The 12246-nt window shown below is 58.9% G+C and carries 12 protein-coding genes; 8 read left to right on the top strand and 4 right to left on the bottom strand.

What is annotated here, in order from left to right; genetic code table 11:
• The first annotated feature begins 105 nt into the window (after window positions 1-105).
• The 7 genes from IG194_RS03600 (at window position 106) to IG194_RS03630 (ending at window position 7578) form a co-directional block, all read left to right on the top strand.
• The gene (locus IG194_RS03600) at window positions 106-2985 is read left to right on the top strand and encodes a ribonucleoside-diphosphate reductase subunit alpha (RefSeq protein WP_192353639.1); all 2880 of its coding nucleotides are present in this window, start codon (window positions 106-108) and stop codon (window positions 2983-2985) included.
• Between the two features lie 217 nt (window positions 2986-3202).
• Window positions 3203-4450: a ribonucleotide-diphosphate reductase subunit beta gene (locus tag IG194_RS03605; RefSeq protein ID WP_009621763.1), complete on the top strand. Its 1248-nt coding sequence runs from the start codon at window positions 3203-3205 to the stop codon at window positions 4448-4450.
• 330 nt (window positions 4451-4780) lie between these two features.
• The gene (locus IG194_RS03610; RefSeq protein WP_042929798.1) at window positions 4781-5152 is read left to right on the top strand and encodes a tyrosine-type recombinase/integrase; all 372 of its coding nucleotides are present in this window, start codon (window positions 4781-4783) and stop codon (window positions 5150-5152) included.
• A 223-nt stretch (window positions 5153-5375) separates the two neighbouring features.
• A complete protein-coding gene (locus tag IG194_RS32670; protein WP_141679811.1) occupies window positions 5376-5621 on the top strand; it encodes a hypothetical protein in 246 nt (81 codons plus the stop codon).
• A complete protein-coding gene (locus IG194_RS03620) occupies window positions 5614-6168 on the top strand; it encodes a hypothetical protein (RefSeq protein WP_225617171.1) in 555 nt (184 codons plus the stop codon). The genes IG194_RS32670 and IG194_RS03620 overlap by 8 nt, the downstream gene beginning before the upstream one ends.
• 476 nt (window positions 6169-6644) lie before the next feature.
• Window positions 6645-6833: an IS3 family transposase gene (locus IG194_RS33255; protein ID WP_366917378.1), complete on the top strand. Its 189-nt coding sequence runs from the start codon at window positions 6645-6647 to the stop codon at window positions 6831-6833.
• Between the two features lie 52 nt (window positions 6834-6885).
• Window positions 6886-7578, top strand: coding sequence for a TetR/AcrR family transcriptional regulator (locus IG194_RS03630; RefSeq protein ID WP_158546391.1), 693 nt, complete (start codon window positions 6886-6888; stop codon window positions 7576-7578).
• 374 nt (window positions 7579-7952) lie between these two features.
• On the opposite strand, the gene IG194_RS03635 is transcribed toward IG194_RS03630, so the two are convergent.
• The 3 genes from IG194_RS03635 to IG194_RS03645 form a co-directional block, all read right to left on the bottom strand.
• Complete coding sequence (locus IG194_RS03635; protein WP_082816375.1) at window positions 7953-8330, bottom strand: VOC family protein; 378 nt, start codon at window positions 8328-8330, stop codon at window positions 7953-7955.
• A 60-nt stretch (window positions 8331-8390) separates the two neighbouring features.
• Entirely contained in the window at window positions 8391-9182 is a 792-nt protein-coding gene (locus IG194_RS03640; RefSeq protein WP_058490371.1) for a hypothetical protein, read from the bottom strand.
• Between the two features lie 96 nt (window positions 9183-9278).
• The gene (locus tag IG194_RS03645) at window positions 9279-10118 is read right to left on the bottom strand and encodes an oxidoreductase (protein WP_058490372.1); all 840 of its coding nucleotides are present in this window, start codon (window positions 10116-10118) and stop codon (window positions 9279-9281) included.
• A 157-nt stretch (window positions 10119-10275) separates the two neighbouring features.
• Between IG194_RS03645 and IG194_RS03650 the strand changes: the two genes are divergently transcribed.
• Window positions 10276-11295: an amidohydrolase family protein gene (locus IG194_RS03650; RefSeq protein WP_058490373.1), complete on the top strand. Its 1020-nt coding sequence runs from the start codon at window positions 10276-10278 to the stop codon at window positions 11293-11295.
• A gap of 16 nt (window positions 11296-11311) precedes the next feature.
• Here the strand turns inward: IG194_RS03650 and IG194_RS03655 are convergent, their stop codons facing one another.
• On the bottom strand, window positions 11312-12232 hold the full coding sequence (locus IG194_RS03655; protein ID WP_058490374.1) for a DMT family transporter: 921 nt from the start codon (window positions 12230-12232) through the stop codon (window positions 11312-11314).
• Window positions 12233-12246: the final 14 nt, after the last annotated feature.

Here is a 12246-nt window from a genome sequence, read left to right on the forward strand (position 1 = left end):
CGGCCGGCCCCGCCGGACGCACACGCTCTTTATTGCTGTTTTTCCGGAGCGGCGCCCCCGGCGCCAGTGACAGAACCCACTAAGAGAATGTGGAGACAACCACCCATGCAGATCGACACCACTCGCGAGAACCCGCAGGCCGCAGCGCCGCAGGCAGCCGAATCCGCCCAGGATCTGGCCGCCACCGCGCCCGGCCAGCTGCGCGTGATCAAGCGCAACGGCACCGTAGTTCCCTACACCGATGACAAGATCACCGTAGCCATCACCAAGGCGTTCCTCGCCGTGGAAGGCGGCACCGCTGCCGCCTCGTCGCGCATCCATGAAACCGTCGCGCGCCTGACCGAGCAGGTCACCGCGACCTTCAAGCGCCGCATGCCCTCCGGTGGCACCATCCACATCGAAGAAATCCAGGACCAGGTCGAACTGGCCCTGATGCGCGCCGGCGAGCAGAAAGTCGCCCGCGACTACGTGATCTACCGCGAAGCCCGCGCCAACGAGCGCAAGACCGCCAGCGCCGCCGGCGAAGTCGCCCAGCCGCACCCGAGCATCCGCATCACCAAGGCCGACGGCAGCACCCAGCCGCTGGACATGGGCCGCCTGCAGACCATCATCCGCGAAGCCTGCGAAGGCCTGGCCGAAGTCGATGGCGGGCTGATCGAACGCGAAACCCTGAAGAACCTCTACGACGGCGTGGCCGAGAAGGACGTCAACACCGCCCTGGTGATGACAGCCCGCACCCTGGTGGAACGCGAGCCGAACTACTCCTACGTCACCGCCCGCCTGCTGATGGACACCCTGCGCGCCGAAGCCCTGGGCTTCCTCGGCGTGGTCGAGAGCGCCACCCACCACGAAATGGCCGAGCTCTACGCCCGCGCCCTGCCGGCGTACATCGAGAAGGGCGTGGAATTCGAGCTGGTCGATCCCAAGCTGAAGACCTTCGACCTGGCCAAGCTGGGCGCCGCGCTGAACCACGAGCGCGACCAGCAGTTCACCTACCTGGGCCTGCAGACCCTGTACGATCGCTACTTCATCCACAAGGACGGCATCCGCTTCGAACTGCCGCAGGTGTTCTTCATGCGCGTGGCCATGGGCCTGGCCATCGAAGAGCCGCAGAAGGAAGAACGCGCCATCGAGTTCTACAACCTGCTGTCGTCCTTCGACTACATGTCGTCCACCCCCACCCTGTTCAACGCCGGCACCCTGCGCCCGCAGCTGTCCAGCTGCTACCTGACCACCGTGCCGGACGACCTGTCGGGCATCTACAGCGCCATCCACGACAACGCCATGCTGTCGAAATTCGCCGGCGGCCTGGGCAACGACTGGACCCCGGTGCGCGCGCTGGGCTCCTACATCAAGGGCACCAACGGCAAGTCCCAGGGCGTGGTCCCGTTCCTGAAAGTGGTCAACGACACCGCCGTGGCCGTGAACCAGGGCGGCAAGCGCAAGGGCGCAGTCTGCGCCTACCTGGAAACCTGGCACCTGGACATCGAAGAATTCCTGGAGCTGCGCAAGAACACCGGTGACGACCGCCGCCGCACCCACGACATGAACACCGCGAACTGGATTCCCGACCTGTTCATGAAGCGCGTGTTCGAAGACGGCACCTGGACCCTCTTCTCCCCGTCCGACGTCCCCGACCTGCACGACCTCTACGGCAAGGCCTTCGAAGAGCGCTACGAGTACTACGAAGCCCTGACCCAGTACGGCAAGCTGAAGCTGCACAAGGTCGTCCAGGCCAAGGACCTGTGGCGCAAGATGCTCTCCATGCTGTTCGAGACCGGCCACCCGTGGCTGACCTTCAAGGACCCGTGCAACCTGCGCAGCCCGCAGCAGCACGTGGGCGTGGTGCACAGCTCGAACCTGTGCACCGAGATCACCCTGAACACCAACAAGGACGAGATCGCCGTCTGCAACCTGGGCTCGGTGAACCTGGTCAACCACATCGTCGACGGCAAGCTCGACGTCGAGAAGCTCGGCCGCACCGTGAAGACCGCGGTCCGCATGCTCGACAACGTCATCGACATCAACTACTACTCGGTGCCCCAGGCGGAGAACTCCAACCTCAAGCACCGCCCGGCGGGCCTGGGCATCATGGGCTTCCAGGACGCCCTGTACCTGCAGCACATCGCCTACGGCTCCGACGCCGCCATCGACTTCGCCGACAAGTCCATGGAAGCCATCAGCTACTTCGCCATCCAGGCCTCCTGCGACCTGGCCGAAGAGCGCGGCGCCTACGAGACCTTCGACGGCTCGCTGTGGTCGCAAGGCATCCTGCCGATCGACTCGCAGAAGCTGCTGATCGAAGCCCGCGGCGCCAAGTACATCGAAGTCGACCAGAGCGAGAGCCTGGACTGGGCCCCGGTGCGCGAGCGCGTGCGCAAAGGCATCCGCAACTCGAACATCATGGCCATCGCGCCGACCGCGACCATCGCCAACATCACCGGCGTGTCGCAGTCCATCGAGCCGACCTACCAGAACCTCTACGTGAAGTCGAACCTCTCCGGCGAGTTCACCGTGATCAACCCCTACCTGGTGCGCGACCTCAAGGCCCGCGGCCTGTGGGACCCGGTCATGGTCAACGACCTGAAGTACTACGACGGCTCCGTGCAGCAGATCGAGCGCATCCCGCAGGACCTGAAAGACCTGTACGCCACCGCCTTCGAAGTGGAGACCAAGTGGATCGTCGACGCCGCCAGCCGCCGCCAGAAGTGGATCGACCAGGCCCAGTCGCTGAACCTCTACATCGCCGGCGCCTCGGGCAAGAAGCTGGACGTGACCTACCGCATGGCCTGGTACCGTGGCCTGAAAACCACCTACTACCTCCGTGCCCTGGCCGCCACCAGCACCGAGAAGTCCACCATCAACACCGGCAAGCTGAACGCCGTGAGCTCGGTGATCGACGAAGGCCTGCAAGCCGCCCCGGCCCCGGCGCCGGTACCCAAGGCCTGCAGCATCGATAACCCCGACTGCGAAGCCTGCCAGTAAGGAAGCAGCGGCCCTCGCCCGAGGGCCGCGTTTCCACGCAGCACGGATATCCCCTCGCCCTTCAGGGAGAGGGTTAGGGAGAGGGGCTCTTGTCCCCGCCTCCCCCAGACATAACAGCTTCCCCTCGTCATTCCCGCGAACGCGGGAACCCGGAGAAGGGAAGCCAAGCAAGCTTTAGCGTGCCCCCCATCACGCAACCAGACCAGGAGAGGAACCAATGCTGAGCTGGGACGAATTCGACAAAGAAGACCCCACCGAAGCCAAGGCCGCCCCGGCCGTGGCCAAAGCCGCCGCCCAGGCCGCCGACAAACTGGACGACGAAGCCGCCGGCTCCGTGGAAGAAGCCCGCGCCGTCTCCGCCAGCGACTCCGACGCGGTCGCCCGCGCCAAGAAGGCCCTGGACGCCCTGGACATCCAGGAAGGCCTGGACGACCTGGAAGGCTCCGCCGCCCGCGTACAGGTCGGCGACAAGCAGATGATCAACGCCCGCGCCGACCTCAACCAGCTCGTACCCTTCAAGTACGACTGGGCCTGGCAGAAGTATCTGGATGGTTGCGCCAACCACTGGATGCCGCAGGAAGTGAACATGAACGCCGACATTGCCCTGTGGAAGAGCAAGGACGGCCTGTCCGAAGACGAGCGCCGCATCGTCATGCGCAACCTCGGCTTCTTCTCCACCGCCGACTCCCTGGTGGCGAACAACCTGGTGCTGGCCGTGTACCGCCTGATCACCAACCCCGAATGCCGCCAGTACATCCTGCGCCAGGCGTTCGAAGAGGCGATCCACACCCACGCCTACCAGTACTGCATCGAGTCGCTGGGCATGGACGAGGGCGAAATCTTCAACATGTACCACGAGATCCCGAGCGTCGCGAAAAAGGCGTCCTGGGGCCTGAAGTACACCCGCTCGATCTCCGACCCGCAGTTCCAGACCGGCACCCCGGAAACCGACCGCCAGTTCCTGCGCAACCTGATCGCCTACTACTGCGTGCTCGAAGGCATCTTCTTCTACTGCGGCTTCACCCAGATCCTCTCCATGGGCCGCCGCAACAAGATGACCGGCACCGCCGAGCAGTTCCAGTACATCCTGCGCGACGAATCCATGCACCTGAACTTCGGCATCGACGTGATCAACCAGATCAAGATCGAAAACCCGCACCTGTGGGATGCCCAGATGAAGGACGAAGCCACGCAGATGATCCTGCAGGGCACCCAGCTGGAAATCGAATACGCCCGCGACACCATGCCGCGCGGCGTCCTGGGCATGAACGCAGCGATGATGGAGGACTACCTCAAGTTCATCGCCAACCGCCGCCTGACCCAGATCGGCCTGAAGGAAGAATACCCGGGCACCAGCAACCCCTTCCCGTGGATGAGCGAAATCATGGACCTGAAGAAGGAAAAGAACTTCTTCGAAACCCGCGTGATCGAGTACCAGACCGGCGGCGCGCTGAGCTGGGACTGACGGAAGTAGTCGTCATTTTTCACTAAGAATTGGAATTTATTCACTTCAAAGTGGAATAAACGCACCAAATGAGTGCGGAGTGTAACAAGCAAGAACCTTGGAGCCGTTAAGGATGGCGGTGAAGAGGAGCAGTCGAAAGGGCCGGAGTGCTGCTATGCACACCGGCCTTTTTTTGATGATGCCCGCCAAACGCAAGCGTCCGCCACACACCGAAAAATCTAAGCGGGCGTGGCCTATGTGTATAAAGCCACTCCCGGCACATCGCAGACAGGCTGCGTACGAGACTGAACGCTAGACTCAGACTGCCGCAGGAAAGGAGTCACCAGATGGATGCCAAGAACCTCGAAGTTCGCCGGCATGGCGCGCGGGGCCGTGTTTCGCCGCCTGGATCGCTGGGGGCACCTGAACAACAAGGCGCTGCACCCCGGCAGCCTGATCAGCCTGCTACGCCAGATATTGTTGCGCGCCGGTGTCCCGGCTGAGCTGTACACCAGTCATTCGCTGAGCCGCGGCTTCGCCACCTGGGCCACGGCCAATGGCTGGGATCTCAAAGCGCTGATGACCTACGTGGGCTGGAAGGACATTAAATCAGCGATGCGCTACACCGACCCGGCGATCTCCTTCGGTAGCCTCGCGGCGAGGCCAGCATTGGAGTCCTCTGTGGGCACTTCGACGCATTTGCTCGCTCACATCGACAGGTGACAGGAGTGAAGGCACAGGGATATCGCTCAATGACTCACTTCGATGAGCCGACACTACGAACCATTTACCCGACGTCGTTTGCAAGCGACGGCTTCCGGTGGCACGTCCGAGCATTCTGTTTCAGGTCGCTCATTTTCAAGGACTTTGTACTGGGGCGAATTACAGAGGTCATCAACTCCTCCCCCCCCCCTCACCTATCCCACGAGATGCAGAGTGGGAAACATTGATCGACGTAGTCATCGGACCCAATCCGACTTACCCCCCTAATAAGCGCCGAGCGATTGAGCACGACTACCAAATGGTAAATGGAGAAACCAAGCTTCGTGCCCGCAAAGCCCAGCTCTACTACCTCAATCGCCGCCTGAACTTGAATCTCAAGGCGGGCGACCCCGTGAATGACTCCCAGCAAATCGTCATGCTTCGCATCGAGGAACATATTCCTATAGGGGAGGCACAGCAAAATGAGTGATAACGGCGTAACAGGGGACGCTCCAGCCAAGCACATATGGATGATCCTAGGGATCCTGTTCTATCTATTGGGCTGGCTCATCTTCGCAACCTACTCGATAGGTGCCATGGCATTAGGTTGGTTACCAGTCCCGTACGCGCCATTGCGCGTGCCGCTCATGTGTGGCGCTATCGCTTATGTGGGCGGGGCGCTGTATTGCTTCCGGGCGATATACCTAAACAAATGCGTTCATAAGCGTTGGGACCCAGACTGGCACATCTGGTATTTCATTCGCCCCATCACCAGCACTATTGCCGGGGCAGTCAGTTTTCTATTCCTCAAAGCTGGCCTCCTTGTGCTGGAGTCGAGCTCAAAGGCCGACGCAAGCGAGATTGGTTTCTTCGCCCTTGCATTCATCGCCGGTTTCAACGTCGACAAGTTCGTTGCAAAAATTGAAGAGGTAGCGAAGGCCGTTTGGGGGATTGACAAATCAAGAAGCGCCAAAACCCTTGCCGGAGAACCAACGCCGCCGCCCAGCGGAACATCCACGCCTTCCAAGACACCCTGATCGTTAGTATGTGCAAAATCACAGATACTTTGGTGATCTAGAGTGAAAAATATGTATATCTGACTACTTCGAGATCGACTTTCTTTATGTCGAAACCGCGAAAGTGAAGATGTAACCACGTTGCTCTATTTGCGTCATTTGTCACTATGAGCTGGAATTTTTCACTTCAAGGGGGCATGTTAGGGACAGCACCGGAATCGCTCTGACAAAGCCCATCGACACCGCTTCCCGTCGTTGCCCATGGGACTTCATTAGAAAACTTTCCCCTCCTCTGCCAGAGCCTCATCGAGGATCGAAAGGATCTGGTCGGCCTGTTCGCGGTCGATGGTCAGCGCCGGGCTCAGGCACATGGTGTTGTTGAAGTCGGCGAAGGAACGGTTGGTACGGCTGTACCTACGACTACTTAGCCTTGGTCCCGGCAAATTCGCATCCTGCACAGCCCCTCGCAACCAGAGGCTTGCCGGGACAATACGGAGGTGGAGCGTTTCTTCCGCTCGCCGAAAGCAGAACGGCTGTACCTGACGCACTACACCAGCAACCAGAATGCGAAAAGTGACTTGCTCGACTGCATCTACCTTTACAATCACCTCCGTCGCCACTCGATATTGGGCAATCTCCGTCCGATGGAGTTTGAGCGGCGAAATGCAAGTAATAGCCTTAACTAACTGCACATCAGTTGCGGATCAGGCCACAAAGCAGATCAAAGCGGAGACTCACGTGACCAACAGTCATTCCTCATCAAGATCAGACGGCGCTGCCACTCGCGAGCACATTATTGAGGAGGCCGGTCGACTTATTGCTAAGTACGGTCTGGCAGGAGTGAAAAGCGCATTAATTGCAGAGAAATCTGGCACCAGCTCTGCCTCAATAAATTACCATTTTGGCAGTCGCGCAAAGCTTTACGAGGAGGTTATTTCCGAAGCTAAAAGGCGAATAGATCGCCTTCCAGAACTGAGCCCTACCTCTGACCTAGAGCTCCCGGCATCGATACAATTGCGTCGCACCTTAGAGCGTCTGATCGACATAAGTACAACAAAAGACATATGGTATGTCCAGATACTTATAAGAGAACTATTCCAGCCATCTTCGAGACTTCAGAAGCTCTTTGAAAAAGAGGGTGATGCTCAAATATCGAGACTACTGGAGATTTCTAGCCAGATTAGCGGCATTCCTAGAACCGCTCCCGACCTGCCGTACTTCGTACTCTGCATTGTCGGACCTTGTATTGCTCTACTCATGGAAAACACTTACAAAAATCCCACCATCGACATGAAGAAAACTACAGCCGCCGCGCTCTTAGACTTCTTCCATAGTTTCTTCCTGGCAGGTCTATTGGCGGCAGGCCAGAATTACTCTAGCGACACTCAAAAACTTGACATAGCCACAATCACCCCAAGTACTCGCACCTAGAGGCAAAACCAAGTGTCATGACCATTCTTTTCAACCGCTGAAAACAGGCCATTCCAAAGTCACAGCAAAAGCTCGTGGAAAAAACCGGCCCGTCAGCCTATGCCTGAACCATTACCAGTTTGTCGAACCGCTGCATTAAATAAAGTCGCAGCACCTTCAACAGCGACTCCATTGAACCTGACAACCTAGCACTTCGGGCTTACCAGTGCCCCCCCCGCTCCAGAACTTCGGTGACGCCATCGACACAGAGCAGCCGCCCCAACACCAGGCTATTTGCCGGACTAGCCAGGCAGAAGCGCTCAACCGGGCATCCGCCAGAATTTGCGACACCTCGACTGACGTCGGCACATGGATGCACTCTACGTCTGCCCGACTCATTCGAGGTTCAGACAAGTGGCAACGATCTTGTGGCCATCCAGATCACGTACATACGCGGAATATACGTGAGGGCCGTAGTTCCGCGGACCGGGGGCCCCCGCATCGACGCCTCCAGCCTGCAGAGCCACCTTGTGAAATTCATCCACCGCAGCCCGGGTGGGGGCGGTGAAACCTATCGTTACGCCGTTACCTACTGTTGCGACATTGCCATCAGTTGGCTTCAGGACCACGAAGCGAGAATCTGCTCCTCCCCAGACTGCGGAATTTTCCATGGATGCCAAACAGACGTAGCCCAGTGTGGGAAGAACAAGATTGTAGAAGGCGTGCGCCTTTACCAGGTCATTGGTGCCCACAGTCAAATGCGTAAACATCATTACAGTCCTCCGGTAGGGTAATTTCTGGTTTCTAAGAGACCAAGCAACTACACGCGCGAATTATCTGGACCTAGTCCCCAAGCGCCGTACTTCATCATCAAGGGCGGTCATCGCTTTCATCAGGTACAGCGCTACCGCATTCGGCGCCCAGTGCCTTGACGGCTCCAGAAGGCGCGGACGCACGAAATGGTAGTCACGCTGTGGAGCGTTCAGAGTCGTGGACAGATCGTGGCCGCGCGCGGATAGCTCAGCAAAGTGCCGTTCGATACTGCTATCCAGCGAGGCGAGTGCTTGATCGTCGAGAATCCAGAGGTCGCCGCCGAAGTTCGGAAAGGACGCCAGTTGGTACGAGATCAACATCTGCCCGATATTCTGACTTAGCTCGTGCAGTTCGTCTTGCATCTTCCCCGGATCAGGAGCAGCGTCGTAGTGCTCGGTCAGTAACCTTTCTAGGTTGGAATACCCCTCAACGACAGCGGGCAACCAACGTGTATAAGCTGCCTGAACCTGGCGAGCGTCAGCGATGCTTTGTGGCAGGTGCTTGAGTTCGACAACCGCATTGTCGAACCGGCGGACCTGCTCAATCAGAGACGCATCCCCCACTTGCGTGGCCATTTCGTGCAAGCGCTCCAGTTCACGGGTGGAGACTTCGATGTTCTCTGCCTCATAGGGGGTGCCGTTGAGGTTGTAGTAGAGCAGCGCATTGACGGCCGCCCGGGTCGCCAGAGTGCGCATCCCGTGCAACGCCTGTCGGTCCTGTGCCCCCAAAGCCTCTCCCCTGGAACAAGCCAGCAGCATCAATATCAGCAGGTAACTCCGAAACCGATTGTCTTTCTTGTTATCGCGATTCAAGTAGAAGTTCCTTCACAAATCCTGTGATGCCTTCGACCCAATGGCAATGTCCGGCTCCAGGCAGAGCCGAACCCACCCTCAACGATCTCCCTGGCCTCAGCTGAAATTCCCGTCGGTGAGTGCCGACCAATCGCGCCACTGCTCCACTTCGCGAGTCAACGCCACCAGTTTTCCTGTCATTACTTGCAGGGCATCGGAACCGGCCAGGTAGCGCAGCGGCGGATGCTCTTCACCGGCCAGCCTCACAAGCATCACACCCAGCTTGGCGGGATCGCCCTTCTGTTGGTGATTGTTAGCCGCCGACGACGCCTTGATACGACGACTGAGCTCGGCATAGTCCTCCAGGCTGTTGCTACCCAAAGCGGCCGAACTGCCATCGAGAAAGTCGGTACGAAAGGCGCCAGGCTCGATCAGAGTTACGCGTATGCCGAATTGCGCGACCTCTTGGGCAAGGGATTCGGAAAACCCCTCCACAGCGAACTTCGCCGAACAATACAGCGCCGCACCAGCCATACCGGTCAGACCAGCAATGGAGGAAACATTGAAGATGTGTCCACTGCGCTGTCGGCGCAACGTTGGCAGCACTGCACGGCAGACATGGAACAGGCCGAAGACATTGGTTGCAAACTGCCGCTCTGCTGCTCCGGCGTCGTTCTCCTCGAAGGGACCCAGTTGGCCATATCCCGCATTATTCACGACAACGTCAATACGCCCGAAACGTTGTACTGCTGCCTCAACCACGGCGGCCGCCTGGCCAGCCTCGGTGACATCCAATTGCAGAGCCAGTACACGCTCAGCAAAGGGCTCGAACACCCGTTCGAGACGAGTCAGATGGCGACCTGTCGCAACAACATTGTCACCTGCTTCCAGCGCTGCTCTGGCAATGGCCTCGCCGAGACCACGGGTGGCCCCCGTGACGAACCAAGTCTTATTCATTGTTGATCTCCGGGCTCGGTGGATTCCTGGGCCAGCCAATGTCGAAGGCCGGCTTGATGATTGCCTGGAAAGCATATGAACAAATTTTTAATTTATGTTCAAATAAGATTTTATAAATCCGTGCCACTGCCTTGCAACCCACCCTGAGGACTACACCGTGCTGATCGATATCCATGCCCACCTCGTGACAAAGGGAATGCTGAACCGCCATGAGTTCTGGGGCCCCTTCATGAAGACCACAGGCTTTACAGTCGGTCACTTTTCCTTGGGCACCAAGCAGCCGTCCAAGGCGCGAAGCGACGAGGAAGCCGAAGCCAACCTACTGGGTCGCATGACCCATGAAAGCCGCCGACGCCTGATGGCCGAGCGCGGCGTAGACAAACTGGTAGTTTCAGTACCCTCTCATGCATTCATGTACTGGGCAGGTGAGTTCGGGACCGAATACGCACGCATATGCAATGACGAAATGGCCGCCTATTGCCGTCAGGATCCGCAGCATTTCGACTTCTGGTGCCATGCAAACCTGGCCGAGCCGGAAGCAGCAACAAGGGAGATCGAGCGCGCTGTCCAGCAGTTGGGCGCCAAGGGAGTCTGTGTCGGCGGTACCAATTTCAATGGTATCGAAACCCATGACGAACGCCTGTTTCCGGTCTGGGAGAAAATCGAGCAGTTGGATGTGCCTATCATGGTGCACGGCTTCAACCAGTCCATCTACTGGGGCGAGAAGCACACCGACGACAAGTTCGAGACCACCTCGATCGTTGGTGACTGCGTCGATGAAACGCTGTTCTTCTGGTACCTGATCTGCGGTGGTGCGCTGGATGCGTATCCTAAACTCAAGGCCTACATCACCCATGCTGGCGGTATGGCGGTGTTTCAGCTCGGCCGCCTCAGCGAACTGAACCAGGCCATGGCACCGGATGCCCGCAACCGCAGGCCGTTGATGGACTACCTGGACAACTTCTACTTCGACCTCGACGTACATGCGCTAGGCCTGCGCCGTGGCGTGGTGGAGGTCGTCGGCGTGGATCGGCTGGTCTACGGCACTAACTTCGGGGGAGCCTATGCCCATGGCGACCTCACCGAGAACCTGGGCCTGAGCGGAGATGACCGGGAGAAGATTCGCAGTGGCAACGCGATCCGCCTGCTCAAACTGGAGCCCCAGGTCAGCCGCTGATCATCCCCAAGCGGGCTCAGGTGTCGGAGCACCTGGGTCCCGTCCCTCCCGTACCGGTCCTGGTCCCCCTGCGCGGCATCGGTACGAGTCCCTGTACCACAGCGATGCCAAACAGAATCAGGCCACCACCAATAGCGTGATAGCCATGCAGTTCCTCACCCAGTAGCACCACTGCCAGCAAGCCGGTGAACAATGGCGTAAGGTTCATAAACACCGCAATCCTCTCCGCTCCGATCTCCCCAAGCGCATGGTTCCAGAGCCCGGGCGCCAGCGCCGACGCGAACAGACCGGCATAGACCACCAGCGGCAAGTTGTGCGCTGTCAGTTGCACCGAAGGGGCCAGCAGGAACGCTGGTAGCAACACGATCAAGCCACAGAACACCTGCACATAGAGTGACTCCCAGGTCGCTATCGGTAATTGCCAGCGCTTGAGCAGCAGGCAGTAGACCGCATAGGACAGCGACGCCATGAGCATGAGGAACTCGCCCAAGCCCATTCCTTCCCGCCACAGCCGACTCGGCTGTCCGGCACTGATAAGCAGGGCGAGCCCGCAGAATAAGACCAGACAACCGAGCCAGACAGAAGGCGTCGGCCGCACCCCCATCAACGGTAATGCCAGCAGCGTGGTCAGCAGCGGCATGGTACCGAGAATCAGGCCCATCGAGGTGGCAGAAACCGTATGCGCGGCGAAGTAGGCTAGCGACTGATACAGGGCCATGCCCAACACTCCGAGGGCAAACAGCTGCCAGAAGTGCCGGCGGATCAACCGCCGTTGCTTCCAGGCCCTGGGCAGCAACCAGGGGCTGAGCAAGATGAACGCCAGGAGCCAGCGATAGAAGGAAATGGCCGCCGGCTCGATAGCACCGACGGCCAGTCGATTGACTACCGTGCTACCGGCCCAGATCAGCGAAGCTAGAATGGGGAACAGATAGATCATGAGTCATCCGTCCT

Source organism: Pseudomonas sp. ADPe (assembly GCF_014843515.1).
GTDB classification, from domain to species: Bacteria; Pseudomonadota; Gammaproteobacteria; order Pseudomonadales; family Pseudomonadaceae; genus Pseudomonas; species Pseudomonas citronellolis.

Coding starts and splice junctions, on each gene's coding strand:
- IG194_RS03655 (WP_058490374.1), bottom strand. CDS start 12,232: ATGATCTATCTGTTCCCCATTCTAGCTTCGCTGATCTGGGCCGGTAGC.
- IG194_RS03620 (WP_225617171.1), top strand. CDS start 5,614: ATGAGTGATAACGGCGTAACAGGGGACGCTCCAGCCAAGCACATATGG.
- IG194_RS03645 (WP_058490372.1), bottom strand. CDS start 10,118: ATGAATAAGACTTGGTTCGTCACGGGGGCCACCCGTGGTCTCGGCGAG.
- IG194_RS03610 (WP_042929798.1), top strand. CDS start 4,781: ATGCCAAGAACCTCGAAGTTCGCCGGCATGGCGCGCGGGGCCGTGTTT.
- IG194_RS03605 (WP_009621763.1), top strand. CDS start 3,203: ATGCTGAGCTGGGACGAATTCGACAAAGAAGACCCCACCGAAGCCAAG.
- IG194_RS03600 (WP_192353639.1), top strand. CDS start 106: ATGCAGATCGACACCACTCGCGAGAACCCGCAGGCCGCAGCGCCGCAG.
- IG194_RS03635 (WP_082816375.1), bottom strand. CDS start 8,330: ATGATGTTTACGCATTTGACTGTGGGCACCAATGACCTGGTAAAGGCG.